This window comes from Mucilaginibacter pineti (assembly GCF_900101875.1).
GTDB lineage: Bacteria > Bacteroidota > Bacteroidia > Sphingobacteriales > Sphingobacteriaceae > Mucilaginibacter > Mucilaginibacter pineti.
On record NZ_FNAI01000015.1, the window covers coordinates 45,523 to 72,417 of the forward strand.

At 42.1% G+C, this 26,895-nt stretch carries 27 protein-coding genes; 9 read left to right on the forward strand and 18 right to left on the reverse strand.

Annotation, left to right across the window (positions count from 1 at the left end):
• Window positions 1–8: 8 nt before the first annotated feature.
• The 11 genes from BLS59_RS24860 to BLS59_RS24910 form a co-directional block, all read right to left on the reverse strand.
• Window positions 9–731: an LOG family protein gene (locus tag BLS59_RS24860; protein WP_091154075.1), complete on the reverse strand. Its 723-nt coding sequence runs from the start codon at window positions 729–731 to the stop codon at window positions 9–11.
• 12 nt (window positions 732–743) lie between these two features.
• Window positions 744–2,045: a L,D-transpeptidase scaffold domain-containing protein gene (locus BLS59_RS24865; protein WP_091154079.1), complete on the reverse strand. Its 1,302-nt coding sequence runs from the start codon at window positions 2,043–2,045 to the stop codon at window positions 744–746.
• 65 nt (window positions 2,046–2,110) lie between these two features.
• Complete coding sequence (locus BLS59_RS24870; RefSeq protein WP_449406545.1) at window positions 2,111–2,638, reverse strand: hypothetical protein; 528 nt, start codon at window positions 2,636–2,638, stop codon at window positions 2,111–2,113.
• A gap of 236 nt (window positions 2,639–2,874) precedes the next feature.
• Window positions 2,875–3,513, reverse strand: coding sequence for a sterol desaturase family protein (locus BLS59_RS24875; protein WP_091154082.1), 639 nt, complete (start codon window positions 3,511–3,513; stop codon window positions 2,875–2,877).
• Window positions 3,514–3,546: 33 nt separating this feature from the next.
• Window positions 3,547–3,978 (reverse strand): GNAT family N-acetyltransferase, encoded by a 432-nt coding sequence (locus tag BLS59_RS24880; RefSeq protein WP_091154085.1) that lies wholly within the window; start codon window positions 3,976–3,978, stop codon window positions 3,547–3,549.
• A gap of 16 nt (window positions 3,979–3,994) precedes the next feature.
• The gene (locus BLS59_RS24885) at window positions 3,995–4,438 is read right to left on the reverse strand and encodes a carboxymuconolactone decarboxylase family protein (RefSeq protein WP_091154491.1); all 444 of its coding nucleotides are present in this window, start codon (window positions 4,436–4,438) and stop codon (window positions 3,995–3,997) included.
• Window positions 4,439–4,452: 14 nt separating this feature from the next.
• Window positions 4,453–4,899, reverse strand: a complete 447-nt coding sequence (locus tag BLS59_RS24890; RefSeq protein ID WP_091154089.1) for a DoxX family membrane protein — start codon at window positions 4,897–4,899, stop codon at window positions 4,453–4,455.
• A gap of 124 nt (window positions 4,900–5,023) precedes the next feature.
• On the reverse strand, window positions 5,024–5,452 hold the full coding sequence (locus BLS59_RS24895) for a DUF983 domain-containing protein (RefSeq protein WP_091154092.1): 429 nt from the start codon (window positions 5,450–5,452) through the stop codon (window positions 5,024–5,026).
• Window positions 5,439–7,043, reverse strand: coding sequence for an efflux MFS transporter permease (locus BLS59_RS24900; RefSeq protein ID WP_091154096.1), 1,605 nt, complete (start codon window positions 7,041–7,043; stop codon window positions 5,439–5,441). The genes BLS59_RS24895 and BLS59_RS24900 overlap by 14 nt, the downstream gene beginning before the upstream one ends.
• Entirely contained in the window at window positions 7,040–8,098 is a 1,059-nt protein-coding gene (locus tag BLS59_RS24905; protein WP_091154101.1) for an HlyD family secretion protein, read from the reverse strand. Before BLS59_RS24905 ends, BLS59_RS24900 begins: the two co-directional genes overlap by 4 nt.
• A 2-nt stretch (window positions 8,099–8,100) precedes the next feature.
• Window positions 8,101–9,438, reverse strand: coding sequence for a TolC family protein (locus BLS59_RS24910; RefSeq protein ID WP_091154108.1), 1,338 nt, complete (start codon window positions 9,436–9,438; stop codon window positions 8,101–8,103).
• A 112-nt stretch (window positions 9,439–9,550) separates the two neighbouring features.
• Between BLS59_RS24910 and BLS59_RS24915 the strand changes: the two genes are divergently transcribed.
• Together BLS59_RS24915 and BLS59_RS24920 are read left to right on the forward strand one after the other, a co-directional pair.
• Entirely contained in the window at window positions 9,551–10,354 is an 804-nt protein-coding gene (locus BLS59_RS24915; RefSeq protein ID WP_091154112.1) for a helix-turn-helix domain-containing protein, read from the forward strand.
• Window positions 10,355–10,561: 207 nt separating this feature from the next.
• Window positions 10,562–11,446 (forward strand): AraC family transcriptional regulator, encoded by an 885-nt coding sequence (locus BLS59_RS24920; RefSeq protein WP_091154115.1) that lies wholly within the window; start codon window positions 10,562–10,564, stop codon window positions 11,444–11,446.
• 102 nt (window positions 11,447–11,548) lie between these two features.
• Here the strand turns inward: BLS59_RS24920 and BLS59_RS24925 are convergent, their stop codons facing one another.
• Window positions 11,549–11,770, reverse strand: a complete 222-nt coding sequence (locus tag BLS59_RS24925; RefSeq protein WP_091154119.1) for a helix-turn-helix domain-containing protein — start codon at window positions 11,768–11,770, stop codon at window positions 11,549–11,551.
• A 757-nt stretch (window positions 11,771–12,527) separates the two neighbouring features.
• Here BLS59_RS24925 and BLS59_RS24935 point away from each other — a divergent pair.
• The 3 genes from BLS59_RS24935 to BLS59_RS24945 are packed head-to-tail and all read left to right on the forward strand — an operon-like array spanning window position 12,528 to window position 18,778.
• Window positions 12,528–15,785 (forward strand): SusC/RagA family TonB-linked outer membrane protein, encoded by a 3,258-nt coding sequence (locus BLS59_RS24935; protein WP_091154127.1) that lies wholly within the window; start codon window positions 12,528–12,530, stop codon window positions 15,783–15,785.
• A gap of 18 nt (window positions 15,786–15,803) precedes the next feature.
• A complete protein-coding gene (locus BLS59_RS24940) occupies window positions 15,804–17,207 on the forward strand; it encodes a RagB/SusD family nutrient uptake outer membrane protein (protein WP_091154130.1) in 1,404 nt (467 codons plus the stop codon).
• 2 nt (window positions 17,208–17,209) lie between these two features.
• A complete protein-coding gene (locus tag BLS59_RS24945) occupies window positions 17,210–18,778 on the forward strand; it encodes a TlpA family protein disulfide reductase (RefSeq protein WP_091154134.1) in 1,569 nt (522 codons plus the stop codon).
• Window positions 18,779–18,836: 58 nt separating this feature from the next.
• Here BLS59_RS24945 and BLS59_RS24950 read toward each other — a convergent pair whose 3' ends face one another.
• The 4 genes from BLS59_RS24950 to BLS59_RS24965 all read right to left on the reverse strand — a co-directional run bounded on the left by BLS59_RS24950 (window position 18,837) and on the right by BLS59_RS24965 (window position 21,667).
• A complete protein-coding gene (locus BLS59_RS24950) occupies window positions 18,837–19,139 on the reverse strand; it encodes a hypothetical protein (protein ID WP_091154137.1) in 303 nt (100 codons plus the stop codon).
• A gap of 84 nt (window positions 19,140–19,223) precedes the next feature.
• The gene (locus BLS59_RS24955) at window positions 19,224–19,676 is read right to left on the reverse strand and encodes a MauE/DoxX family redox-associated membrane protein (protein ID WP_091154140.1); all 453 of its coding nucleotides are present in this window, start codon (window positions 19,674–19,676) and stop codon (window positions 19,224–19,226) included.
• Entirely contained in the window at window positions 19,651–21,033 is a 1,383-nt protein-coding gene (locus BLS59_RS24960) for a serine/threonine protein kinase (RefSeq protein WP_091154144.1), read from the reverse strand. Before BLS59_RS24960 ends, BLS59_RS24955 begins: the two co-directional genes overlap by 26 nt.
• Before the next feature lie 124 nt (window positions 21,034–21,157).
• Window positions 21,158–21,667: a Crp/Fnr family transcriptional regulator gene (locus BLS59_RS24965; RefSeq protein WP_162842769.1), complete on the reverse strand. Its 510-nt coding sequence runs from the start codon at window positions 21,665–21,667 to the stop codon at window positions 21,158–21,160.
• Window positions 21,668–21,935: 268 nt separating this feature from the next.
• On the opposite strand from BLS59_RS24965, the gene BLS59_RS24970 reads away from it, so the two are divergent.
• Genes BLS59_RS24970 through BLS59_RS24980 form a run of 3 tightly spaced genes read left to right on the forward strand, consistent with a single transcriptional unit; the run spans window position 21,936 to window position 24,751 of the window.
• Window positions 21,936–23,204 (forward strand): aminotransferase class I/II-fold pyridoxal phosphate-dependent enzyme, encoded by a 1,269-nt coding sequence (locus tag BLS59_RS24970; RefSeq protein WP_091154151.1) that lies wholly within the window; start codon window positions 21,936–21,938, stop codon window positions 23,202–23,204.
• A 6-nt stretch (window positions 23,205–23,210) separates the two neighbouring features.
• The gene (locus BLS59_RS24975; RefSeq protein ID WP_091154155.1) at window positions 23,211–23,786 is read left to right on the forward strand and encodes a GNAT family N-acetyltransferase; all 576 of its coding nucleotides are present in this window, start codon (window positions 23,211–23,213) and stop codon (window positions 23,784–23,786) included.
• Window positions 23,787–23,797: 11 nt separating this feature from the next.
• Window positions 23,798–24,751: a response regulator transcription factor gene (locus tag BLS59_RS24980; protein WP_091154158.1), complete on the forward strand. Its 954-nt coding sequence runs from the start codon at window positions 23,798–23,800 to the stop codon at window positions 24,749–24,751.
• A 145-nt stretch (window positions 24,752–24,896) separates the two neighbouring features.
• On the opposite strand, the gene BLS59_RS24985 is transcribed toward BLS59_RS24980, so the two are convergent.
• Entirely contained in the window at window positions 24,897–25,172 is a 276-nt protein-coding gene (locus BLS59_RS24985; RefSeq protein ID WP_091154162.1) for a hypothetical protein, read from the reverse strand.
• Window positions 25,173–25,371: 199 nt separating this feature from the next.
• Here BLS59_RS24985 and BLS59_RS24990 point away from each other — a divergent pair, with 199 nt between their 5' ends.
• Window positions 25,372–26,553 (forward strand): hypothetical protein, encoded by a 1,182-nt coding sequence (locus BLS59_RS24990; RefSeq protein WP_091154165.1) that lies wholly within the window; start codon window positions 25,372–25,374, stop codon window positions 26,551–26,553.
• Here the strand turns inward: BLS59_RS24990 and BLS59_RS24995 are convergent.
• Window positions 26,543–26,767 (reverse strand): hypothetical protein, encoded by a 225-nt coding sequence (locus BLS59_RS24995; RefSeq protein WP_091154169.1) that lies wholly within the window; start codon window positions 26,765–26,767, stop codon window positions 26,543–26,545. The genes BLS59_RS24990 and BLS59_RS24995 overlap by 11 nt on opposite strands.
• Window positions 26,768–26,895 lie beyond the last annotated feature (128 nt).

Here is a 26,895-nt window from a genome sequence, read left to right on the forward strand (position 1 = left end):
CGGCAAATTCAGGACCGTTCGAATAGCCATTTGAACGGCCTGATCTTATTTTTGGGCTTCAGGCCATACGCTTTAATGCTTTTTTCCCGGATCAGCGCAACAGCTTCTTCAATATCGTCGGTGACCAGGAACAACCGGTTGTCGTTCTCGCCGATGGTCTGATCCTTTTTCATTTGCGCGATATAGGCGATCAGCTCCTGGTGATAGGCTTTACCGAAAATAATGATCGGAAAGTCCTTGATCTTATGGGTTTGGATCAGGGTCAGCGCCTCGAAGTACTCATCCATCGTGCCATACCCGCCGGGCATAACGACAAAAGCAAAGGAATATTTGACCAACAGCACCTTCCGCAGGAAAAACTGCTTCATATACACCCATTTATCCAGGTAAGGATTGGGTTGCTGTTCTACCGGCAACTGGATATTACAGCCAACTGATCTGCCGCCAACATCACGGGCACCGCGATTGGCCGCTTCCATCAGGCCGGGCCCGCCGCCGGTCAGGATGGTGAAACCCAGCTGGGCAAATGCGGCAGCAGCTTTTCGGGTCAGCGCATAATAAGGGTGGTCCTCTTTGAACCTGGCTGAGCCGAAAATGGTAATGCAGGGCCCGACAAAGTGCAGCGCCCGGAATCCGTGGATCAGCTGCGTCATCGTCTGAATAGTAAACTTCAGCTCTTTCCAGCGTGACTGCGGACCGTCCAGGAATTGTATTTCAGCTTTATTGATCATCGGTATTGATAATTAATAATTTATTACGAATTGGGTATTGCCGGGAAACAGGGCTTTTTCCAGGGACCGGTCAAGCCCGTAAATATCTTTATAGATAACCAGTTCACCATCTGTCATCAAATAGGTCAGGTAAGTTATTTTCACCGGAACTTTCTTTTTTAAATGGAAAGTACGGACCTGCGCTGCATGTAAAGCCTTTTTCATGCCGGCTACCTTGTTTTCCGCGCCGTCATAGCGTAACAACAGCGCTGCCAGCTTTTCCGGGTGCGCTACCCGGATACTGCCATCGCTCAGATCCCGCTGTGCCCGGCCAAACTGTTGTTGTTCACGACTGCCCTGGGGCCTGATGGTAAAAGAACCAGCCGCCCCCGGATAGGATAGGTTAGATCGATCCGCAGGTTTTTCAGGGATGATTTCCGGCAGTAACGTGGAAAGACGGGGAAGCGCCATCCGGGGTGAGTCCTCAGCGGCTGCCGTTACCAGGTTGCTGATGGCACCTGGTATGCGGGCGGTCTGGTGCTGGGGGTTCCCGACAATGATCCTGAAAACGTAGGCTGAATCCGGCTCGTAGAGGGTTAAGGTGTAAGCGGCGATATTGACCTGGATAAAAGGGCCTTCCGCGGCCGAAGCCCAGCGGAGACGTTCCATACTCAGCGTCATGCCTTTAATGTCCGCCGCGGAAACCTGGTAATTATCCCCGGAATGAACCCCAAGTAACATATACAACTGGTACTGCAGATCCCGGTATTGCTTACTAGTGGGTTGAACGCTGGTGATCACACTGATCAGGTCCGTTTGCCCGACCGCACGTATCAGCATTTTTTCGGCATGGAAAGCATCAGTGATCCCGCCATCCACCTTGCCGGCCGGATAGACCGGGTTTTTCCGGCCATAATGTAAATGGTTCATATAGGCGATCATGGCGTCAGACAGGAGCATATCAAAGCGGGCCTGTCTGGCTGCGCTGATGGTGCCCGGCGTTTCCAAAATGTCATGTAAGGTATTATACGATAATTCATTTTGGTGATAGTTTACACCTGCAAGGCCAAATTGTTCCGTACAATCGATCAGCAGCATCGCCTGCCAGGTTGGCCCTTCTCCCGTCTGGGGTTTAAACCATGCGGAATGATAGGACCTGGACGCATAGAAACGTTTAACGCTTTGCGGAAATAACAATTTTTTGCCGGCAGAACTGCCCAATTGGCGGCGGATCTCAAGGGAAAGACTGTCTGCGTTTACGGCTGTAGCTGCTAAACAACCTAAGCCACTATAGGCCAGTAACAGCGTATAAAAGAAGATAACGGAGGTTTTCATAGCCAAAGATGGCTAATGCCAGCCGCTAAAATAATGATGCAGGACAGCGGCCGGGGTGACCATACTCATTTTTTTTCCGCTGCTCTTCCGGTAAATTTGTTCGTCATTAAAGCATTGATCATGAGTACAGAACTATTAGAATTTTCAGACCGGATCGACGAGTTGTTCGACCCGGTTGCGGCTGAGCCGGATGATTTTTGGCAACAGCTGATCCACTTGTTTATCTGAGCATTAAGGATGACGAATACCGAACTTAGGCTCATGGCCAGCGCGGCGTTCATCAGGGAGCGTAACAACTCAAAAGACGGATAGAGGACACCTGCCGCCACAGGGATGCCCAGCGCATTATAGAAAAAAGCAAAAAACAAATTTTGTTTAATGTTCCTCATGACGGCATGGCTCAGGTTCCTGGCCTGAAGGATGCCTTTCAGGTCTCCTTTTACGAGGGTCATTTTGGCGCTTTCTATCGCTACATCCGTTCCGGTATCTATGGCGATGCCGATATCCGCCTGCGCTAATGCCGGGGCATCATTGATCCCGTCCCGGCCATGGCCACTATGTTGCCTTTCGCCTGCAGCTTTTGATCTCGTCAAGTTTGTCCGCCGGTAATTGCCCGGCTTTAAAATCGGTTAGTTGCAGTTCACATCCCAGCCTGGTGTAATTCGAAGGCTTTGCAGGATCCGGTAACTTATTTCGATAAGAATAGAATGAACGCTAAAACCCGCGTATGGAGCAGCTGGATTATTTTAGCCGGACAGTTGGTTCGCATCTTGATAAGAGTCTTCACAGGCCCATGTATTCTTTTATTTCATTCTTTCGCATTAATGAGTCATTGTAAACGCGACTCTCTTTTATTTCCTTTAAAACCCGAATTAAATATTCGGTCCCATAGCGGCGAACTTACGCCATAGCCTTTTTCCGGTTCCTGGTAATGGTGAAGCATGTGATGCTGTTTGATCTTTTTAAAAATTCCACTCTTAAAATTGAAATGATGAATGGCGTAATGACCGATATCATAGATCAGGTACCCGGTTAAAAAGGCGGCGAAAAACCCCCAAACGAATTCCGAAGGTAAAATCGCTTTATATAGAAAATAGAATCCTGTCGCTAAGGGAATACTTAGAGATGGCGGCATAACTAATCTGCCTTTATCACTCGGATAATCGTGATGCACCCCGTGAAAGACAAAATGCAGGCGCTCCCCCATTCTTCCGGGTGGAATTGAATGAAACAGGTAGCGGTGCATTACATATTCAGTGAACGTCCAGATAAATAATCCGGAAAGGATTTCTACGGGAATAAAAGCAATTGGCAAAGAATTGCTAAACGCACGATAGAACCCGTAAATGATCACCGGGCCATAAACGAAAATCGGCACGGTGAAGTGAACTTTTGACAGGCTTTCCAAAAGGCCGCTTTTAAACATTCGCACCGACTCCTGGGAATTTGATTTGAATTTTTTTTCCATAATTTATGATCCTTTAATCTGCTTTCTGGTAGATTAAGCTATTTTCTTTGCAAAATGATTACAGGCGAGTACATAGCCTTTATTCAGGTATAGCCTGTGGGCGTCATGGAGCATATAGCCGCTATCAAGATGAACTGAGGCAATTTCTGCTGTTTCCGCCTGCCGTTTCACATAGTCCAATAATGCGCTGGCATAGCCTTTACCGCGGGCTTCGGGCAAAGTAAACAGGTCATCGATATAGATCATCGAACCGGTCCTCAATAGCTGCATGGTTCTAAAACCGATAAAAGCAGCAGCCTTCGCATTATCCTCCGCCGGGATATAAATCAACTCGAAAGCCTCGTTTTTGATCATCGCGAGAATTTGATCAACGAAATGCTTTTCATCTAGGTTCGGTCTGAACTCCAATATCACCTGTCTGCAGAATTCGATATCCGCTTTGGTCATCGCCTTCTTTATTTCCATAACTTTTTCTCCATTTTTACCTTACCGGATGAAGTGCTAATCCCACTCCAATCCTGTTCCACGAGTTAATGTTGATTGCTGCCATAACCAGGAATGCTGTCTTCTGCTCACCGAACAGCGTAATCGCCTGGTCATAAACTTCATCACTGATCCCATGACTGCCGATTTGAGTGATCTCCTCTGTCAAACGAAGAATGATCTGCTCTTCGTCGGTAAACCAATCGGGGGTTTCCATCCATGCACTGAGCACATACATCCTTTTTGGATCTTCACCTAACTTAATCGCATCCTGGACATGTTTATTAAGGCAGTAGGCGCAGCCGTTTAGCTGGGAGGCACGGGTCTTGATCATTTCCAAGTAAAGAGGATTTAACCCCTGTGCTTTTATTTGTGCGTCTATCTCCTTCAGATGTCTGTAAGCCTCCGGAAACATATCGTTTAAATTCAACCTGGTTTTCATAAACATTTTTATTGTTAATCGTTATTTTTTGCGATCAATTCATCAAAGCTCCATTGGTATTCCCCTAATCCCGAAAGCACCAAGGCCCCGCCTGTGAAAACAAAGACGGGATAGGAAAATGGCGCGAGGAGACCAAGAGCAAACATCATACTCACTGCAAAAGTTAAGGTGATGATTGCACTGCCCAATGCCATCCACTTGACCTTGAATCCGATAATCAGGGTAACACCGAAAAGTGCCTCGGCAGCAGTAGCTAAAAAAGCAAGCATTTGAGCGACACCCCGGCTTACAAAAGGGACTAATACGTTTGTATAGTTTACAAAATGCGACCAGTCTCCCCAAGCAACTTTTGGCGACCCGGGAGGGCCCATGAAGCCTAACCTGTCTAACGTCGGAAGTATAAATCCGATCCCCAGCGCGAGCCGCAAAATCAGTTGCCCAAAACCATATGGTGTTTTCATATAAGCGGTAAATCTTCAAATCTAAACTGACCGCAGATTGAAATTAGGTGCCAGATTTGGTTTGTAAGATAGTCCAGCGATGATCGCTTGTAAATTTTACAATTAAAGGATTCTAAGCAATTTTCTATTTATAGGTTTGGACGTTGCTAATACTTTTGCTCATCTCCGGCAGATAGCGTGTGCCGGGTGTCAAAAAGTACATCAGGATCACTTTGGAATACCGGTAATTGAGCGGAGCCAGCACAATTACGATAGTTAGCATCGGGATTACATAATACCATGGATCAACGCTCCCTGTAAGGATGGAGATGGTAACAGCAATTGTGATCAATTCACCAACCGCGAGCCCGAAACTGACATACATCGCTCCATAGAAATAACCAGGTTCTTTTTCATAGATAAAGTTGCAATGGGAACATTTTTCATACAAGCCTTTTCCAGCTTTCAGTGCGTAGGGACCATGACGGAATATATTTCCAACCCGACACCGCGGACATTTACAGGCGATAAATGCAGGCAATAGTTTTACCGGCTTGTGGTCAAATGCTTTCATAACTTTGGCGATTAGATTTTTTGAGGTATAGGTATAATTTTTTCACCATCGGATGTGCCGCTAAAATCAGGAGCACTATCAGTACCAAACATCCGATCAGGAAATAGTAATCGATGGTAAACCTGATCTGGTCCTGGGTGAGGACCCTTTTTAATAAGATTCTGTTAGCAACGGCAGCTGCCGGCCCTTTCGGCATTCCTCCTTTCAATAACATGCCGGTTACTTGCCGCAGGCTTTGTTTCACCAGCGGATTGTCTTTTGAATAATGGTCCAGAAACGAATTATAATGTAAAGTCTTTTGCTTAAGATCGAGGTAATTGATGAGTGCTACGCTTGTACAAAATGCGACACACCTGAATAATGCGCAAAGCGCAGATGAGCTGTCACGGAGGGCCGCGGGAACTGCGGTGATAATGAAGTAAAGTATAGAGGCCATCAACATGCCAATTCCGATCCCAAGAACAATTAGCGGTATGTAATATGCACTGGCATTGCCCTGGCCCGACAGCAAAAAGCACATCCAAGTATAATAGATAAGGACCAACGAGTATCCGTAAATCCAGATCAACCTGAACGGCCTTTTTTGTATTAACATTGCACAGGATATGACAAGGCCGATTATATTTCCCGCGATGTTCAACAAATTGATATAAGAAACATTTCTGGGATCAAAATTGAGCACTGCTAAAAAATAGGTATTTGTTAATGCGGCACCGAAACGGCAGATATATAATACGATCAATAACGATGCTCCGATTAGTAAATTGGGGTATTTAAAGACCGCAAGGTTGATCAACGGGCGCTTCCGGCTAGTCTGGCGGGCGATAAAAATCAAGATCAGCAATATGAGTGCAGCAGCTGCATAAAAGATGAAGCGGCCATCAAACCAATATTGTTCCTGCCCATAGATCATTATAAAACAGAAAAGACAAATTCCCAGGCTGTAAATAATGAAACTTGGCCAGTCTAGCGCATATAGCGGGATTTTCTTTCCTAATCTGACATTGTTAAGCAGGACTCCGATCATCACCAAACCGGGAACAAAGAGGAACATCATGTATTTATAGACCTCATTAAAATTAACTGCGTCAATGATGTCAACGGTAATAAAATTATCGAAGGAGATGATAATTAGCAGGGTTCCGAAAAAAACAGAAAAGCCGATCGGACGCGCCGTTTCATTCTGAATATGATTGAATACCAGGTTCAGCGAGAAGCTAACGCAACTGGCGAGTGCTATTCCCTGCAAAAATCTGCATATAAACAGCAGCTCCAGGTTGCGCGTAAAGTAACAAAACAGGCAAGTGATAATCTGAAACGATGTCAATAACAGAAAGTAGTCCTTTATCGCGAAATATCTGTAGAATCGCTTTTCAAGCGGGAAGAAACCAGCGAAACCGGCATAATAGGTAAAAACAAGATATTGTACATCTGCCTGTTCAATCCCATAAAAGCCGGCTGCCGCGTTAATATTTGCAATAGGCAAAAAGAAGAGCACCAGGCTGGGCATATACACCAAAAACAGGCTTAGTTTTACCAGCCACTTTGGCGACCATGATTTAAAGATCAAGGTAGGCGCTGTAGTCCTCATTTGTCCTTATCCAATGTTACAGTGACATTCATTCCCGCTTCTAATCCGGCGTTATCAGTGGGAGTCCCTTCCAGCTCAATGCGAACCGGAATACGCTGAACGATTTTGACGTAATTCCCTGTGGAATTGTCGGGCGGAAGAAGGGAAAAGCTGGACCCGGTCGCCGGTGATAAGGAGATAATCCTACCGGCAAATTTTTCACCCGGAAAGGCATCCGCATCAATTCGTGCCATCTCGCCGATATACATATTGTTCACTTGGGTTTCTTTATAATTGGCAATCACCCATTTGCCGGCTTCTTTATTTACAAGGTAGCCTAATATCTGGCCCGGTTCGATCATCTGGCCCTTTTCAATACTTCTTTTGCCGATCCTGCAATTGTACGGGGCCTGGATTACCGTGTAACTAAGGTCCAGCCTGTTTCTTTGCAACAGTGCCTGAAACTTTTTGATATCAGCGCGGACAACATTTTGCTGGGCTTCCGTATCGTTGACTTTGGCCAATGAGGTTTTGTAACTGTCCAGGGCAATTTGGTAATCCGCTGCGGCGACATCCAGATTTGCTTTATTTGTTTCAAGTTGCTGTTTAGTCGCTGATTCTACCTCGTAAAGTTTTGTGTAGCGGTTGTAATCCTGCTGTTGTTTGAGCAGTTTAGCACTGGCCGCTTTAATTTGTGATTTATTTACCAGCGAAGCCGTCTTCAGGCTGTTTACGTTGCTTTCAAGTACGGCGAGTTGCGACCGGGAGTTCAAAAGTGCAGCTTCCGCCTGTTCTTGTTGCAAAGTTGATTCGCGGTTATCGATAACTAAGAGCGTGTCGCCTTTTTTGAGGTATTGGTTCTCCTGGAAATTCACCTTGGTTATAAATCCTCCTGCTCTTGAAATGATTGGATTGATATACTCCTGAATCTGCGCATCATTGGTTTGCTCATATTTCATGCCCTGGTAGAGGGAGAGGATTCCCCACCCAATTAAAATAAGCAGTATGATTCCGGCAAAAATCCCGGTTATCCTGGTTATCCAGCGGTCTATAGTGAAATGTGTCTTATTTTGCATAATTAAAGGTTTCCGGTAATATCCTGAAGCTGGTAAAATTGTAACAGTGCCGTAATCTGGGCCGTAACCAAATCGAGCTTCGATTGTAGGAGTTGAACGTCGGCATCCAGCAGATCGGTAACCAGCGCTGTTTGATTAAAGTATGTATTGCGGACTATGCGCTGATTTTCCGTTGCCTGCGAAACGTTCAGGCGCGCCTCCTCCACTTTTTCCATTGCTTCCTTAAAGCGCAGGTATGCGGTGTTGACCTGAACACGTAGCTTATCTTCTATATCGGACGCCCGGATTGCTGACTGTTCAGCTTCGATAGCGGCAGCCTTTTCCTTGTGTTTATTCAGATAGAACGCGGATATGGGAAATGATGCCTTTAATCCAACTATGCCGAGTGAATAGGGATGTAGATAATAGGGGTATAAGAATGTCTCCGGATTGGCATAAGTAAAATTTGCATAAAGCCCGAGCTTCAGCGAGGTATTTGCCTTAACCATACTGTGCTGAATATCGCTTAATGAAATTGTCCCCTTTGCGATATGCCTGTCATATGATTTCCCCAAAGCTTCTGCGATATATCCTTCATAAGATTTTATCTCCAGGGAGTCCGGCGTCATATTACTGGCGGGCCTGATGAGATGTGTATCCGGCGCTCCGATCATTATGTCGAGCTTTTGACTGGCAATGGCAATGTTATTATTGATTGTGGTAAGTGATAGTTTTTCGTGGGATAATTTAAGTTGGGCACGCAGGATATCACTTTTTAATACCACGCCCTGATCGTAATTGTATTTTATTCTTTTGAACTGTAACTGCTGGTCATTGATATCACTTACAATGAGTTCTCTGAACATATAACCCATTTGGAGGTCCAGATAACCTGTGACCGCTTGCAACTTTATGCTGGATATATCCTGCTTATGCTTTTCCCCGGCAATTTGTGCTAAGGCTTGCTGTTCACGAACCTTATAATTGACCTTGTTTCCATTATAAATGTTTAAATAACCATCTACACCCATTTTATACCGGGTATGAACCACATTATGCTGGACAACATCTCCCAATAAACCATCGGTATAAATTGGAAGGTCTGAAGCTTTTTCGGCATTTGCGTCCGCGGAGAATTCCGGCAGCCTGGCTGCAAGCGCATCCTGAATTCCCTGTTCACTTTTATTTAATTCCAACAGGCTGATATGTAATCTTTTGCTATTGACCTCGGCCTGTTGCCATATTTGTGTTAATGTCATTGTCTCCGGCTCTCTTTGTGCCGGAAGCTGCTGCGCCTTTAAACGGATCAGGCAGCAGGCGAACATAACCGTCAGAGAATATTTTATAATATAATTTCGCATAGCTTTTCCGTTTTACAAAGTTATGCCACTCATTTTGGAGGTTGTTTTAGGATGTTCGCCAATAATTTGATGATTTACGCCAGACCGGTGCGGAATTCCTATTTTTGTAGTCATGAGTCTGTTGGCAGCACTTCCGGAAATTGATAAGCAAGCTGATACCGTTTTCGTAATGCATGAAAAATCTGAACGGCATTTCCCTTTTCATAAGCATACGAAAGGTCAGTTGACCTATGTCGAGGGTGGCTTAGCATATTTGAGTGTCGTTGATAAGACATATGTTGTTCCTGCCATGCACTACTTTTGGGTACCTGCAGGTATCGGCCACATCCTAAGAATAGGACCTTCGGCGACCGTTATGAGATCAATTTTCTTTTATACCGATGATGACGGAGCTGATATATTTTATAGTAAGATTGGTATTCATCCTGTCAATGATTTATTGGCCCAAATGATCAAATTCTCCGGGCGCTGGAAAGGGCATATCCAGCCGGAAGACAATTCCTTCCCGTTTCTGCAAGCCATAAAAAATATATTACCGCTTATTTGTGCTGACACAATGCCGATCGTACTTCCTTCGACCGAGAACGAGAGATTGCAGGAAATTATAGCTTTTATGGATAGCAACCTTTCAGGTTTACTTTCTTTAACTGCCGTCGGTCAACGGTTTAATATAAGTGAACGTTCATTGTCCAGGCTCTTCCACAGCTTGTTAGGAGTATCCTATTTGCAATATGTTAAGACGCTAAGAATGGCGAAATCACTTAGTCTCATCACACAGAATCAACATTCCTTGAGTGAGATTAGTTATATGGTTGGCTACCAGAGCTTATCCGCTTTCAGCAACAGCTTTTACCAGTTCACGAATTTCCGTCCGTCAGATTTTGTTAACCGTCAAAAAGAGTACTTTGATGTCTGAGTGCTATCAAAGGATTTCAATTAATCAATCAAAAACATCTCGCAGGAAAATAAATGGTTCTCCGATTAACAGCTAACTGGACTATTTCCACAGACCAATCTGGTACCTGCCTTTTTAAGGTGGAATGCTTAATTTTACTTTTTTAATGATAAGCAATATTGATCGATCGTTAAATATCAAATGATTAGTTTAGTATTTTAAAATGGGATGAGTAAGCAGTTTCCTTTATATGATATTTGTGAGTTTCCTCCGGAAAGCGACCAGGATGTAGTAGTGAGCAGGTTTGGCATCTATTTAAAAAATCTAAAAAAATTACACTTTCCACATCGTCATGACTTTTACCAGTTAATTCTTTTTACTGAAGGTGGCGGCAGTCATTCTATAGATTTTGAAAACTTCCGGATTGTTCCATTCCACATGTATTTCCTGTCTCCAAAGCAGGTGCATGGTTGGTACTTTGAGGGAAACATGGATGGCTATGTGGTCAACTTTTCAGCCCAGTTTTTTCAGTCATTTCTATTGAAAAGTGATTATCTGGAACAGTTTCCATTTTTCTTTAGCGGAAATGTAGCTGATTCCGTCATGGACGTGCCGGAGAAACTGCAACAAGAGGTGATTTTTATTTTAGAAAAGATACTTGCAGAAAATGATACTTCCCATAAATATAGATTCGACACGATCCGCGTGCTTATTCTACAACTATTATATGTCATCGGAAATTTCAGCACTATCAATAAAGAAAATGTTAAAGAAACTTATAACGTAGCTTTAATGCGAAGTTTTGAAACCCTAATTGAGAAGAACTATTTGACATTGAGGTTGCCAAAGTTATATGCTGAACTTTTATACATCACACCCAATCATTTGAATGCGCTCTGCAATGACATCAAAGGAATTTCCGCAGGTGATATGATCAGGAACAGGATTATTCTGGAAGCTAAAAGGTTACTTATCAGCCTTGATATGACGGTAACGGAGGTTGCCTATGCGCTGAATTTTGATGACAACTCCTATTTCTGCAAATTCTTCAAAAAACAGGAGGGGGTAACGCCGGAGGTTTTCAGGAAGCAATTAAGGATGAAACGGGATTGATCTGAAGATGGATATCTATAAACTATAACATGGTGTTTAGAAAACTATGCTTGGCAAAAAAGATTTCGATTGTGTTAAGCTTATTTATAAAGGCAAGAACTCCTAAAAATCCAATAACTCCTTTGCGGAAGTATCAAGGGTTTTGGCAATTTTCATTAACGTACTAAGTCGAATATCCACCCGTCCTTTTTCTATATTAATTAATTGATGGTGCTCTATTTCTGCAAGTAGGGCAAATTGCCTTGTGCTTAGATTTTTAATCGCCCTTCGTTCGTTAATCCTTTCACCTAATATTTCTTTAAAAGTCTTCTCGGGTTCGGCCATTTAGGAAATATCAGACAAGTTTTAAAATAAAGTGGTACATTATTTTGTACCATCGAAAATTTGTTTATATATTAGTGAAATATTAGTTAAGACATCATGATAGTTTAATTATTTTTGCGAATCTTAAGACATTAAAGCATTCGCACTTAAAACTCGCTCTGGGAAACTGGTAATTTCAAAATTGGAACGAGAGTAAGTGAACAATGCTCACGCCTAAGGCGTGGGCTCACTTATTCGTTCCCGGTATACCAGTACCTCCAGAGCAATAAGCTGAGTTCCACGCCTTTATTATTTGTGGATTTATAGCTTACTATTTTATCTAAATGGAAGCAGTGCTCGCAAATAAAGATTTTCCTTCAGCGTCACCCTTTAATGAGGTAATGAAGACCTTTTTTAAGGGCCATTCACCGGACACGGCAAAAAATTTTTTTTGGAAAATGTTTCAATGCTGGGCTATAAAAGATTGCAAAATCAAAGCCGAGCTTTCCGATGAGGAGGTCGCTTTATTTTTCGATCAGTTATCAGATTTACTATCTGCAGCTTATATATTATATCAAGCCAACGTAGTTTCACAAAGTAACGAGGAAAGGGATAAACATGAATAATTATCCATTACATACTTGGTTACTTTTAATATCTCCTCCGGAATGAATGGATGAACGGCAGTCTAAGATCAGTAATAGTTAATTAAATTTTGGGCTGCCGTTTTTAAGCTCTTCTTAAAACATTAATCTCTAATTAAACGCACTCTAATTACATGAAAAAAACTATACTTATAATAGTACTGGCCGCGCTTTGCTTAAATTTTCGGGGGAAGGCACAGTCAATTACATACCTAACGGGTAGAATAACAGATTCTACTGGAAACAGGCCCCTATATGGTGCGACGGTTAGAATTAGTAAATCACAAATTTCAACCGCCACCGACGAAAACGGAAATTTTAAAATCAGCAGCAATCAAAAAAGCGGCACGTTAATTATCTCTTATATAGGATATAAAACGGTTCAGTTAAATTTTTCACAAGAAACACCGGCACCGTTTAAAATAATGATCTCGCCAGACCAGACCGCACTTATTGAGGTGGTAGTTTCTACCGGTTATCAAACAGTACCTAAGGAAAGGGCTTCAGGATCATTCGATCAAATCGATAGTAAGCTTTTAAACAGGAACGCAAGCCCTAACATTTTGGATAGGCTTGCTGGAATCTCAAGCGGATTAAGATTTAACGGTGATGTCAACCCAGCTGTCGCTGTAGGTTCCGCTGATCGATACCTCGGTATCAACATTAGAGGTGTAAGCACATTATCTGGCAACGTAAGTACTGATCCGCTCATTGTGCTTGATAACTTTCCTTATGAAGGTAACCTTAGCAACATTAACCCCAATGACATTGAAAACGTAACAATACTGAAAGATGCAGCAGCAGCAAGTATTTGGGGCGCGCGTTCCGGGAATGGCGTAATTGTGATCACTACAAAAAAAGGATACAAAAATGAAAAAGTGATCATTGATGTTAATAGTACACTTACTTTTCAAAACAAACCCAATTTATTTTACGATCGGAATTATTTACCCTCCTCAGATTACGTAGATTTAGAAAAAAGTCTTTTTAAACAAGGCTATTTCGATCCTTACGTACAGGATAATTATTACTGGTCTCCGGTTTCCCCCGTTGTAGACCTTCTTGCTGCTGCACAAGCTGGCACTATAACTCAGCAGCAGGCTAATAATCAGATCAACGCATTACGAACCCAGGATGTTAGAAACGACTATGAAAAATATATATATCGGAACACGGTTGATCAACAATATTCCATAGGGCTAAGAGGCGGTAGTGAATTGAATGCTTATAATATGTCTGTTGGTTATGTTAAAAACCAAGACCCAATGGTGCGGAATGGTTTTGATAGGCTTACCATAAACGCTGGAAACACCTATACGCCACTACCAAATCTATCAATAACAGCAAACGTAAATTATAGCAGAAATACGACTGCGCTTAATAATAACCTTTATTATGGCTCAGGAATATCCGTTGGCGGGCCAATCGCCGGGCTTTATCCTTATGCCCAATTTGCTGATGCAAATGGTAACCATTTAGCAATCGTAAAAGACTATCGATCAAGCTATGTAGCAGGCGCACCGGCAAGCGGTCTTTTTGACTGGACCTACAAACCTCTTGATGAATTGGCGCTCGGGAACGACAACACAACCGTCAATGACCTGTTATTCAAAATCAGCGCTACGTATAGGTTTCTTAAGCATTGGAATGTTAATGTGCAATATCAAAATGAAAATCAGGCAGTAGATAATACTAACGACCAAAGTAAAAATAGTTATGCAGCCCGAAACCTCATTAACGAATTTACGATAATTAATCCCGGAGCCGCACCAACTTATCAGGTGCCAATAGGTGATATTCTCGACCTATCGCACAATGAATTAATCTCTAACAATCTGAGAGGTCAACTAAATTATAATCAGCTATTTGGCGGAAAACATGATCTGAGTGGTTTGATTGGTGCCGAAGTAAGGCAACTTTCAAACACTGGTTACACCAGGAATTCGCTGGGCTATAACAATGAATTTGGTACGGCTACTGAAAGTTTAGATTTCCACGATTATCTATTAGTCAATCCAACCGGTTACAACATTATACCATCGCCAGGCGGAAATATAAATGGTTCGACTAATCGCTTTATATCTTACTACTCCAACTTAGGATATACATATGATAGTAAATATACCTTTACCCTTAGCGGCAGAAAAGATGGCTCAAACATATTTGGCGTTAAAACAAATGATCGGATTACACCATTGTGGTCTGCGGGTGCGGTATGGGATATAGCTAGAGAGACTTTTTATAAATCCGATTGGCTACCGTTGCTAAGGGTCAGGGCTTCCTACGGTTTTAATGGGAACGTTTACAATGGATCAGCTTACGTAACCGGAAACTATACAACAGTTTCTCTTACAGGAGCGCCCGCGATTTATAATTTAACAGCGCCAAATCCTCAACTGAGCTGGGAAAAAGTAAAAAATATTAACCTGGGAGTTGATTTCGCAACTAAAAATAATCGCATCAATGGAACGGTCGAATACTATATAAAAAATGGAGAAGATTTAATTGAAAACGTTCCGCTTTTTACCTCGTCGGGTTTCTCTTCCTTTTTCGGCAATGCAGCCTCGACTTCAACTAAGGGATTTGATATAACCATCAATACAAAAAATATTGTAGGCAAATTTCAGTGGAATACCAGTTTGTTATTGAGTACGCTAAAGGATAAGGTTACCCGATACGATCAATCATTAACAAACTATTCCATTCAATCAGTATCTGGAATGCCGGTGGTGGGGCACGCACTTTATGGTTTATATAGTTATAAATGGGCTGGTCTTGATCCCGCGAATGGAGATCCTATGGGATATCTGGATGGTAAGGTTAGTAAGGACTATACCAACATCATCAATAATTTTAATCCAGACAGCCTGAAGTATAATGGTTCATTGCGGCCTACCATCTATGGTTCTATTAGAAATGATTTTGCATATGGGCCATTCACCTTTTCCGCCAATATCGGGTTCGAATTTGGATATGTTTTTCGCAGAAACTCAACGAGCATCAGCGCCTCGGATATAATTTCGGTCCCAGGTTCTCAAAATATTGATTATGAACAACGCTGGCAAAAAACTGGTGATGAAAAAACAACAACCGTTCCTTCAGTTATATATCCATCGGACGATAACAGGAGTGCATTTTATAAGTATAGCAGCACGCTCGTAGAAAATGCGAATAACATCAGGTTGTTAGATTTGCGTTTAGGTTACTCTTTGGATAGGGCAATGCATCATTCGCTTCCTTTCAAAAAAATCGAGGTATTCGCCTACGCTACTAATTTAGGAATAATTTGGAGAGCAAATAAATACGGCATAGATCCCGATTTAACTACATCCAGCTATCACCCTATCCCTACGCCGTTCACACTGGCTTTAGGATTTAATGCAAATTTTTAGAACTCAAAATTTATTAAAATGGAAACGAATTATAAAAATATATGTAATTGGCTGTTCGCTGTTACGCTGGCAATCATGTTATTCAGCGGCTGTAAAAAACAGGATGATTGGCTAAACGTAAAAAACAAAAAGTCAGACGTAAGCCCTCAAACATTACAGGACTTTCAAGCTGTACTTGATAATATTACCGTATTTAACTCTTATGGGTCTGTGCTCGGGTTGGTTGGTACAGACAATATTTATGTTCCTGATGCCAATTTGGACGGTGAAACAACAATAGACAGAAACGCATATTTGTGGGCTAAAGATATTTATGAGGGACAGCCTGCCCCTGATTGGAGTTATGAATACCAGGCAGTCGAATATGCTAACATCGTTATAGAAGGTCTTAACAAACTCAGTAATACGGATATTTCTTCAATCTCTGGTCAAAACATTAAAGGCGAAGCACTGTTTTGTCGTGCCTATGCATATTATCAGCTATGCCAGCTTTACTGTAAACCTTATAGCAAAGCAACAGCTGCGACAGATTTAGGCGTTCCAATCAGGCTGATTACTGATATTAATCAAAAAGTTGGCCGCGCCGCCGTTCAGCAATGCTATGATCAAATGATCAGTGATCTAAAATCTTCGGTGGCATTTTTACCCGCCAGTGCATTGTATAAAACAAGGCCATCATCAGGCGCTGCAATGGCTCTTTTAGCAAAAATCTATCTTGCGATGGCCGATTATACTAATGCTTACCAATATGCAGACCTCGCATTGAAGTCCAATAACTCGCTGTTGGACTATAACACCTTAAGCCCGACCAGTTCTGCACCATTTCCCACGTTCGCAAAGGGCAATTCTGAAATTATCTATTATGCCTATACCTATGGTTGTACCATAGCCTGGTATAATGGGTCAGTTACCGGCCGTATCACACCAGATTTGTATAATACTTATGCCAATGGAGACTTAAGGAAAACCCTGTTTTTCGTGGCAGATGGTAACGGTTATTTTCGGCCGAAAGCTGGCTATGCTGCAAAGGCTAATAATTTTTGCGGAATTGCGAACAATGAAATTTATTTGATTAGGGCAGAAAGCGCAGTTAGGACTGGTAATGTTCAGGTAGCATTGGCCGATCTGAATGCGTTGCTTAAAAAACGTTTTACAACTGCAACATTCACAACTGTCACCATAACCGATCCACAGGCTTTATTGACTACCATTTTATTAGAACGACGTAAAGAACTTCCGTTAACTGGCAATCTAAGGTGGGAAGACCTAAGGCGGTTGAATCTGGAAAGTGGCTCCGGTGTTACTTTGCATCGGACATATCATAATACTACCTACACCTTGACTTCGGGAGATAATAGGTATGTACTACCAATTCCATCCGACGAAATTACTCTTGAAGACCTTCAACAAAACCCCCGCTAATCATGAAATCTTTGAAATTCAGTTTACTTTTTATTATCACTTTGGCATGGTCATGCTGCGTTTATGGCCAGAAGTCGTCTCTTAAACCAACGAAAAACCAATCAGCAATACCGCATTTTAAAATACATATACATTATCCAGAAGCAGAGAAAGGAGATCAGTTTGGATTCAATGTGTCTACGCATACACCGGTATCGAGATTGGCAGGCAGTTCGGAATTTAAACAATTTGTTATTTCTCAAAGTGCAGAGGGTGACTATGAAATTGATTTACCATTATCGCCAGATCAGATAAATAAAGGAATCTATGTTACTGCCTTCGATATAAATAATGGCACTAAACCAATGGTAGATAGCAATTCAAAAAGTAATTTTAATCTAAGTGCTGAAATCTTGGATAATTATTTTTTTCAATATGGAGACAATGTAGTTGTTGATGTCAAAAGGAAACCTGGCTATCAACCGGGAATTGCGGCTATGAATAATTTTGTACTTAAATTCCAAGGCAATGGCCATGATAAATGTCAGCTTAGAAGCGACGTAGACTCCATGCGATATGCACAAGATTTTATATACGACTACTGTACCACGGATTCATCCTTCGTTAAAAAAAATCACAGTGTTATCCTTGCGCATAAGCTTTTATCATATTTAAACCCTTATAGCAAGCTCATGAATTACCAGGCATTTGAAGAATTAAAGATACATGCTTTTTTTTCTTCAGCTGCGGCAGAAGCTTTGGGAACGCGGATGTTCGTGCATGAACGCTGTAAGCAATCATCTAAAGAGTTCAAAGCAAAATTTGCACACGATCTGGATATCTCAGATACCTTGCGTTGGTCCGGATTCAACCGACAATCTTTGTATGATAGTTATGATTTTTGGAAATCGGAAGTGGAAAAATACTACGCTGTATCAGATATTCAAAATCACAAATGGTTTGCTGACAGCTTAACCTCGCCTATAAGCAAAATCACAGATTCAGAAATCAAAGAACGACTTTATTTGTTGCTTGCAACTGAATTTTCAGGGAGTTTTCATAATTACACAGCCTATCTGCAAAATGCTTCGCCATATATCACAACTGCTAAAGGCAAAGCATTATTGCGCGAACTGGTTCGGACAACAGTGGGTCAAAAAGCCTTTAACTTTAATCTTACGGATGTTAACGGTAGCAATATAAAATTGTCAGATTTTAAGGGAAAAGTGGTGTTTGTCGATTTTTGGTATACCGGTTGTGAAAACTGCCGAAGTTATTATGATTCCGTACTTTCAAAAGTCGAAGAGAAATATAAGTCAAGACCAGATATCGTGTTTATAACTATTTCAATAGATAAGAATAAAGACTTTTGGGTTAAAAGCCTTCAAGGCGGCCATTATACATCAAAAACAGCAATCAATCTTCGAACTAATGGTAAAGGGATGGATGATGACGCGATAAGATTTTATGACGTTCAAACTTTTCCACGACCATTGATTATCGATAGGGATCAAATTATTTTTAAAATTGATGGTAGCCTTCGGGAAGAGTACGCACTCATAAATGCAATTAATGAAGCCTCAAGTCTTTAAGACATCGTTTCAAAAATGACGGAGTTAACAAATTAACTAATTCCGTCATTTTCGCTACTTATTTGGCATGGTAGGTTCCCATGTCCTGTACGTTAGCATTTGATTTGGCGATATTGCCGTTTGCGTCAGGTGCTACAGCAGACGTTACAGTACAAATTCTTGTACTTTGAGAACAACCGAAGGTCGGACTCAAGGCAGTAACGTGGTAAGAGTTTAAGCTGGTAGATACCACGCCCCACGTTGTGCTGTCCTGGTGTTTTGGTGCGTTCATTGCATAAGCACCGCCCAAGCTCATAATGGTTACAATGGCTACCATTGCAATTCTTGCTTTTTGTAAAAAGCTTTTTTTAGAGTTTAACATAACTTTAAAATTTAGTTTTATTTTTTTTGCTTACTCTTTTCGCAGGTTTTCAGCTTTCCCCTGATTCGTCGCGCATTGAATATTTTAAATAGCAGCCTTTTTCAAAGCGCTACTTTTTGAGTTTGCTTCTTTACTTTCGATTATAAGGCCAGCTATTGCCATCCCCAGGAATAAAAGGTTAAAAATGAGGTGTGTCGGCCAGCTCATTGCCTGGAATACGCCGGCACAACCACATGGAACCCGCTTAAAAACATGAAATACAGCCAGGCCGACGTAAATAGTGAAAGCAAGCATCAGTATCATAGAAAGATATAATCCAAATTTTCTTAATTTTATTCTTAATAACGAGATGCCTGCTATTATTTCTATCAGCGGGACACCAACAGTCAATACAGGGTCTACACTTCGCGGAAAAGGTTGGTTATGGATAGCCCTAAAAAAATGGCGCATATCAATCAGCTTACTGAAAGCCGTATACAAGAATAATAAGGCCAATAAATAAATAATCAGCTCATACAGCCATTGATGCTTTTTCATGATTTAAGGTTAAGGTTTTTAATAATTGGTTTTGCACCGTCGCAATTATCATTTCTATATCTGGTCTCTCTGAACGGCTGTAACTCAGACATTTCATAACGAGCTCACAGAGTCCTTTTTCACCAGTCAACCGAAACAGCTTAACTTTTAATTGCTGATGATTATTGCCAATAAATTCCGAAGTTTTACATCCTGTCATCACAAAACAAAGCAATGCCCCAAGTGAGTATATATCTTCTGCGGGATCAGGAACAGCATGTTGTATCTGCTCTGGTGCCACATAACCAAATGTACCAAGCAGGAATGGTGGATTTGGTTCACATTTTATAAAGGAATAGCTAAGCTCAAAATCAATTATGCACAGTTTTCCATCGTCAAGTACAATTAAATTACTATCAGTAACATCCCGGTGCACAATGCCTGCCTCATGAATACTTTTAACCAATTCAACTGCTTGAATAAAATACCCAAGTAATTTTTGTTGGAGCGGTCTATCTAGGTCTATCCATTTTTTTCCGACCAAAGCATCGCTTATCACATTGCCAAGTGAGTCGCCTTCTGCATAATTGAACACTAGGTAATGGTAATCACCGGAGCTAAAATGATCGATAACGTCAGGCGTATAAACTTTTCCTCGCAAGAATTCATGGACTTCCTTTTGCCATTGTAAACGATCCTTCATATCCCTGTCGAAATGATCATCCAGGGCAACAGGATTGCCTTGTTTAATGAGGCACCAATCAAACTTTAATCGCTTTAAATTGATGGCCTTGTAAATATTTCCTTTTGTAGAAGTTCTCAAAAGCTGAATTGGCAAATATGCTTTGCCGATAAGGTTGAGTGTGCTTTTTCGCTTTTTATATTGCTTGGGAAATTCAAACGGGAAGTTTTTTATGTCGGGCGCAATCAATTTAAAATCGTTATGGCCTTTATTTAGAATCCTTTGAATATATATCACTTCGCTTACTCGCTGAGATTTTAGAATACTCGGCCCTTTGTATTTTTCAGTTACTAATTTTAATTGGATCAGTAATGATTTTGCTTCTGCAATATCATTAGGGAAAATGCTAACCACTTTACCAGCTTCTTCATCTCCGAATGCTCCTGCATTTAGCCGATACTGGTCTTGTTGACTTTTGATAATCCTGTATGCGGCTCGGCTTTTCTTTAAAATAGGCAAGATAGTTTGAAGTAACTTCGGCGCATCGAGCGTCCTTGAGCTAATTAAGATGACATAGCCCACATCAGCTGACGCTTTACCAACCATTAGCGTTTTTTCATCTTCTTTGAATCGAATTCCCGCGCTTTTGAGAATGGGCGCATAATTAATAAGGTGCACGTTAAATGCCTTTTCCATAGCCGTAAAGTTTTCATAGATAACCTTGTAAAGGTATATGGGGAACAATTAATGCGCTGTGATCTCGATCACCAGTTTTGTAAAAGTCGATCACCAGTTTTTGTAATCAAATGGGTGTGTTTGATCACTTTTCCCGGCCCATGAGCCTGCTAAGGTTTTCTCGTGTCATGTTAAGATGGGATGCAATGAGGCGGACTGATGCAAATTTGAAGATATCCGGACAGCTTTTACGAAACTGGTAATAACGTTCTTCGGCCGTCCATGTCATGAGGCGGCTTTTGAAAAGGTCCTGATAAAATCGCTGGCGATTGAAGATATGGATCAGCGTCTGAGTTTCCTGGTATTTTTCAAGATTGCGAAGCGATTCGTAAGAAAGTGAAATAAGGGTAGTAGGCATTAATATTTCAAGATAGTAGTCTGTGGGTTCTTTCCAGTATGCTTTGTGGGAAAAGATGATTTCATTTTCGAGGTAAAAGCTGAGTGTATGTTCCTTTCCCGTCTGGTCGAAGTAGTAAGTCCGAGCAAACCCTGTTTGCAGGAACCACAGGCGGTTCTCAACCTGTCCTGCTGAATGAATGATTTGGTGGGGTTTGTATTGTTCTTCCTCTAATAATATTTTTAGTTCTCCGAGCATTTGTGTGGACAGATCGACTATTCTCGCTAAAAATATGATGAATGGTTCTGTATTCATATTACAGAATATTAATAATAACAATTCCGGTTTAGTTGTTCACTGGCCTATTGGCCAGCAGCAGAGGCCAAAATTAAGCGACCAAAAAGAATAAAAATGGGACATGCTCGAAAAATTGCGTAATAATTAAAAAAAAGTTAATTAATTATTACCATGTCCCAACTTTTCAGAAATTGTAGTTCTATTTTAGGCGTATAATACCTGATGCCTTATGAATATACCATATGAAAATGCCAGTTTCAAGGATTTTGAAAACATTGAAGGGCAAAATATTTACACCACCGCGTCACAGTTTAAAGATTATCTGGATTTCTTAAAAGTTAACGGGCACCTGAACTACAGGATCGAGTCACTATCACCTTGCGGCCCTGAAATGGAACTGTTGCTGCCGGGTGATGATGCACCGACACGTTGCGTTTGCCTGGTATCGAATGATTACCTGGGGTTCAGCCAACACCCGAAAATAAAGGCGGCTGTGATCGACGGAGTGCAGCGTTTTGGGACCGGCTCGGGCGCCTCGCCCGCTATCGGCGGCCATTTTGTCTATCACCAGCAGTTAGAGGAAAAGATCGCCGGTTTTTATAAAAAGAAGGACGCGATCTTGTATACGACCGGCTATACAGCCAACAGCGCAACGCTGCAATGCTTATTGCATAAAGAAGACCTGGCTATTTTGGATATGTCTGTGCATGCGAGTGTCTATGAGGGCTGCCTGAAGACCAATGTGAAAACATTCCTGCATAATAACATGGAGATGCTGGAGCAGGTGCTTAAAAACGCGCAGGATAAATACCGGACTAAAATGGTGGTGATCGATGGGGTTTATAGCCAGGACGGCGATATTGCCTGTTTGGAAAAGATCGCTGAATTGACCCACAAATATGGAGCTTACCTGGTCGTGGATGATGCGCATGGCATTGGGGTTGTCGGCGATACTGGCCGGGGCGTGATCGAAATGTTTAATGCCTTTGACCAGGTGGATATTATCACCGGCACTTTTAGTAAGGCGCTGGGTAATATCGGCGGCTACGTGATCGCCGGTAATGAGATCATTACCTACCTGAAATTCCAGTCGAAGCAGCATCTGTTTTCCACCACAGCTACTCCGGCAGTGATGGGTATTCTTAAAGCTATTGATCTGATCGACGAGGAACCGCAATGGCGCGCGAAGCTTTGGGAAAATATAGATTATATAAAACAAGGCCTGATCAGTTTGGGTTTCGACGTGGGCACAACAGCGTCCGCGGTTATTCCCGTAAAGGTCGGCGACATCCCGAAGACGCTGGAGGCCGGGAGATTGCTGCTGAAGCTTGGAGTTTATACCAACCCGATTATGTATCCGGCTGTATCCAAAAAGAACTCGCGCATCAGGCTGAATGTTATGGCCGGTCATACGGTAGCGCAACTCGATCGGGTGCTGGCTGCATTTAAACAGGTGGATGAACAATTGGACATTTCCGGTAACCATTTAAAATCGTAATCCACCATGTTCAAAGCAGTTTATAGCGACAAGCAGCATGTCGTTTTTTTATTGACTCAGGCGTTTAAGGACAACCGAAGCGTCAATTATGTCATCGGCCACAATAAATACACAACGATTCGATTGTACGCATTAATGGAATATTCCTTCGACATGTGCTTCAATTTTGGCGAGGTGTATTTATCGGATAACAGGGCTGCTTGTGCACTACTACTACCACCGAAGTCAAAGCGGACGAATTTATGCTCGGTATGGCTAGATATTAAATTAATCTTTCATGCCATCGGTATTGGGCGGATCGGCATCGCTCTTAAACGGGAAAGCGCTATAAAAGAACTACAATATAAGGGCGACATACAGTACCTATGGTTTATCGGCGTTGACCCGGCACATCAGCACAAGGGCCTTGGTACAATTTTGCTGAATGAAATCTTAGCCAAATCTGATCAGGAAGGGCGGCCCGTTTGCCTGGAAACTTCGACCCTCAAAAATCTACCCTGGTATGAAAACTTCGGATTTGAGATTTACGGGAAACTGGATTTAGGGTATGAACTTTATTTCTTAAAACGTGATAACCGGTAATTAAAAATAAAATGTTGGTATTCGGTACACAAATTCATGTCGTTACCTTCATCTTCATACTGCTGGAAACAGGAATGTTTATTTTCCAGTTTTTCTACTATTTGTTCCGTCCCCAGGATAAAATAAGGCTATGGTACCTGATCCTGCTTTTCCTGATGCTTTTCTATAATATTACCGGCGGCCTTTTTCCGGATCCTAAACTGAATATCGATCTGTCCATTCAGGAAATGACCGCTTATGGCAGCGGCTTTTTGATGGCCTCATATTTTCCATTTTATTTTTATAAAGCATTTGACCTGAAGCCCTTGGGCTGGCACGCGCTATATGGCGTCCCTTTATTTTTATTTATGCCTTATGTGATTTTTTTCGTGATCGACTATGCGATCAACGGTAACCTTGATGCGGATTTGAAGTATGGCATGATTGTGCCATTCATGTATGCCCTGGTTCTATTATATGTGATGTTTCATGCCATTAGGCGAAAATATCAGAAAGACAGGAATCAAAATCAATACCTGGAGGAAATCGCTATGTATTGTGCGGTCAGTCCATGGGCTTCCCTGGCGGTCTTCGGCATTGTGGAAAGCAGCCAGTTGGTAGAGGTTTTGTGCACCAATACCGGCATCGTCATCTTAAGCGCTTTATTTATATGGCGATCCGTTAAACGGGCGCGGCTGGAATACCAGCAGTTTATGGAAATGATGATCAACGGAGTTCGCCCGGAACTCTTCGATGCCAACTGTTTGCGATATCACCTGACTAACCGTGAAGTTGAGATCATCAAATTGCTCAGAAGTGGATTAAAGCCAAAAGAAATCGGGGACCGCCTTTTTATCGCGGAAAGAACCGTGACGACGCATGTGCAAAATATGATGGCCAAGACGCAAACCCGCAGCCGCCTGGAACTCATCCGGAAATTAGAACAAGGCATTTTTGATTCACCTAACCAGTTGCATCTCTCCTAAGCAAGGTTTTCTCCCTCTTCGCTTTTAAAATCTATATAACTGCCCAGATCATCGACCAGCTTCCTGGCTAATTTTGCATCCGCCGATGCACTCTTCATGATATCATCGTCACCCAGATCGGCCCGCTTTCCATAGATCGCTTTTTTCAGATCAACCGGCCACGATGCTTTTCCAATTGCTCACGCATCGATTTAACCTGGGTAAAATCGGGCACTGCCCGGGCCAGCAAGTCGCTGAAATCCTGGTAGGGCGACAATTCAACATTGATGACCTTTTGCATAATTTCTCCCAATTGCAGGACTTCTCCTACAGAGTACACATCATTGTTCATGGTTTGTAATTCCATGATCATGGCCAGGTACGTCTCCGGCGTACCATTCCAGCGCGGTTTCCTGCTGAAAAATCTCTTGAATATGCCCATAGTTTTTAATTAGCTTAAAATAACCAGGCCGCAATTCCGCAGCCGTTAAGTTACCTTAAAATTAATATTTGAAAAGGGTTTTTCATAGCCAAAACACGCAGATACGTAAATTTACGTAGCGCAAATCTCCGTTTTACGTATTTATTTTTTGCGTTTCAAGCTTGAATTTTGTTTGCTCAAAAGTTAAAAAACATCGGCTATGGCAAACAGGGAAATCATGATGGATGCGCTGTCCACTTTATTCAATCTTGTCGAAGAAGATATTAATCCCCACCAGTTGATCAAAAAAAGTCTGACGGCGGAGCTGCTACAGGAATGGCAAGCATTGCTGGTCAATAACACCAGGACCCTGAAGCAGGGATACCTACTGGAGCGTCCGGAAAACGCGGCAGAAAAACTTTATTTTTTGGACCAAGTCACCAGCCTTAGCAATACGCTGCAAAGTTATTTGTTTCGCTACAGAGCCGCATGGACCGTGAGCCCGGCAGCAGAATCCATCCGTGCATTTTATGTAGCATCGAGGAACATCCTGGAATCCCTCATCGAAGCTTTATTAAAGAATGGTGCGCACCAAACCCTGGACCTGCCCATCTCCGACTTTAGTTTGGCAAATGTCACCATCGACCTAAAGGTCAAATGCCGCGAGTTGCATCAATATTTGGAAATTTGCAGCGCCGATCCAGAGCTAATCCGTTTGCTGATGAATAATATCTATGTTCTTCTCAGGAAAAGACATCTTACCTACCGGGATACTGATTATATCAACGGCCTCTGCTCAGCAATCCTGCAAACTGCAGGTCTGGACACGCGCCGTTTGCGGGAGCTGTTATTTTCTTGGGATTTCAATTCTCCTGAATTCTTTATGTATTGGGTGAACGGCTGGCAGCGGCAGTTGGTCGCTGTTGATGGCTTACACGAACAGTTGGAAACGATTACAATAGAACAGGATAAGATTAACAGCTTGCAACCAAAAGCGCACGTCCACATGTTGCCTGGCGAAGTGTCCCTGAAAGAAGACCTTCAGCATTTCCTTGGAGAAAAGGGACAACTGGTCAGCCAATTGATGAAATTACGCAGGATCGTTTTAAAAGATAATGAATTGGCCAAATCAGCCGCACGCCTGCGAATAAATTTGCCGGTGACCCAATTTGGTTTGTTTATTCGTTTGCAAATTGAAAGCGGGATGCTTCCCAAGGAAAATGTGGGCCAGGTTTTCACCTTTTTTGCTACCCACTATTCTGCTAAGCAGGCACTGTTTATTTCGGCAGAGAGCCTGCAGAAAAAATCAACGGATGTAGAGCATGTGACTGCACAGAAAATGAAGGGCCACTTGATCTGGATGGTTAACTGGATAAACGAGCACTATAGCGCTACCGATTGATCATTTTAAGTTGAAATTCGCTAAGCAGATCGTGTTCTTTCAACAAGTTTAAAAGATCTGAATACCAAATATAACTGAACTCGCTGCGCTTTTTAAGCTTGCTGAAGTCGGCGTCCATAATATCACCCAGCGTTTCCAGTCCGAGAACTTTCGCTTTTTGTAAAAAAATGCTGTCAGGGGTGAGCTCCGATAAAGGTTGATTCAACAAAGTCATATACTCGATTTTAGTGTCAGGGCAATGAATGATTACCTCCCTCAAAGTTAATCAACCGATCCCATTTGACCTTCATTTAATTAACCAATTCTCTTTTTTGACCTATGGCTTACGCCAAGGTTGATAAT

Bases quoted from the DNA above. Each gene is read 5' to 3' on its own strand.
- BLS59_RS24860 (WP_091154075.1), bottom strand. From the start codon at position 731: ATGATCAATAAAGCTGAAATACAATTCCTGGACGGTCCGCAGTCACGC.
- BLS59_RS24865 (WP_091154079.1), bottom strand. From the start codon at position 2,045: ATGAAAACCTCCGTTATCTTCTTTTATACGCTGTTACTGGCCTATAGT.
- BLS59_RS24875 (WP_091154082.1), bottom strand. From the start codon at position 3,513: ATGGAAAAAAAATTCAAATCAAATTCCCAGGAGTCGGTGCGAATGTTT.
- BLS59_RS24880 (WP_091154085.1), bottom strand. From the start codon at position 3,978: ATGGAAATAAAGAAGGCGATGACCAAAGCGGATATCGAATTCTGCAGA.
- BLS59_RS24885 (WP_091154491.1), bottom strand. From the start codon at position 4,438: ATGAAAACCAGGTTGAATTTAAACGATATGTTTCCGGAGGCTTACAGA.
- BLS59_RS24890 (WP_091154089.1), bottom strand. From the start codon at position 4,899: ATGAAAACACCATATGGTTTTGGGCAACTGATTTTGCGGCTCGCGCTG.
- BLS59_RS24895 (WP_091154092.1), bottom strand. From the start codon at position 5,452: ATGAAAGCATTTGACCACAAGCCGGTAAAACTATTGCCTGCATTTATC.
- BLS59_RS24900 (WP_091154096.1), bottom strand. From the start codon at position 7,043: ATGAGGACTACAGCGCCTACCTTGATCTTTAAATCATGGTCGCCAAAG.
- BLS59_RS24905 (WP_091154101.1), bottom strand. From the start codon at position 8,098: ATGCAAAATAAGACACATTTCACTATAGACCGCTGGATAACCAGGATA.
- BLS59_RS24910 (WP_091154108.1), bottom strand. From the start codon at position 9,438: ATGCGAAATTATATTATAAAATATTCTCTGACGGTTATGTTCGCCTGC.
- BLS59_RS24915 (WP_091154112.1), top strand. From the start codon at position 9,551: ATGAGTCTGTTGGCAGCACTTCCGGAAATTGATAAGCAAGCTGATACC.
- BLS59_RS24920 (WP_091154115.1), top strand. From the start codon at position 10,562: ATGAGTAAGCAGTTTCCTTTATATGATATTTGTGAGTTTCCTCCGGAA.
- BLS59_RS24925 (WP_091154119.1), bottom strand. From the start codon at position 11,770: ATGGCCGAACCCGAGAAGACTTTTAAAGAAATATTAGGTGAAAGGATT.
- BLS59_RS24935 (WP_091154127.1), top strand. From the start codon at position 12,528: ATGAAAAAAACTATACTTATAATAGTACTGGCCGCGCTTTGCTTAAAT.
- BLS59_RS24940 (WP_091154130.1), top strand. From the start codon at position 15,804: ATGGAAACGAATTATAAAAATATATGTAATTGGCTGTTCGCTGTTACG.
- BLS59_RS24945 (WP_091154134.1), top strand. From the start codon at position 17,210: ATGAAATCTTTGAAATTCAGTTTACTTTTTATTATCACTTTGGCATGG.
- BLS59_RS24950 (WP_091154137.1), bottom strand. From the start codon at position 19,139: ATGTTAAACTCTAAAAAAAGCTTTTTACAAAAAGCAAGAATTGCAATG.
- BLS59_RS24955 (WP_091154140.1), bottom strand. From the start codon at position 19,676: ATGAAAAAGCATCAATGGCTGTATGAGCTGATTATTTATTTATTGGCC.
- BLS59_RS24960 (WP_091154144.1), bottom strand. From the start codon at position 21,033: ATGGAAAAGGCATTTAACGTGCACCTTATTAATTATGCGCCCATTCTC.
- BLS59_RS24965 (WP_162842769.1), bottom strand. From the start codon at position 21,667: ATGCTCGGAGAACTAAAAATATTATTAGAGGAAGAACAATACAAACCC.
- BLS59_RS24970 (WP_091154151.1), top strand. From the start codon at position 21,936: ATGAATATACCATATGAAAATGCCAGTTTCAAGGATTTTGAAAACATT.
- BLS59_RS24975 (WP_091154155.1), top strand. From the start codon at position 23,211: ATGTTCAAAGCAGTTTATAGCGACAAGCAGCATGTCGTTTTTTTATTG.
- BLS59_RS24980 (WP_091154158.1), top strand. From the start codon at position 23,798: ATGTTGGTATTCGGTACACAAATTCATGTCGTTACCTTCATCTTCATA.
- BLS59_RS24985 (WP_091154162.1), bottom strand. From the start codon at position 25,172: ATGGGCATATTCAAGAGATTTTTCAGCAGGAAACCGCGCTGGAATGGT.
- BLS59_RS24990 (WP_091154165.1), top strand. From the start codon at position 25,372: ATGGCAAACAGGGAAATCATGATGGATGCGCTGTCCACTTTATTCAAT.
- BLS59_RS24995 (WP_091154169.1), bottom strand. From the start codon at position 26,767: ATGACTTTGTTGAATCAACCTTTATCGGAGCTCACCCCTGACAGCATT.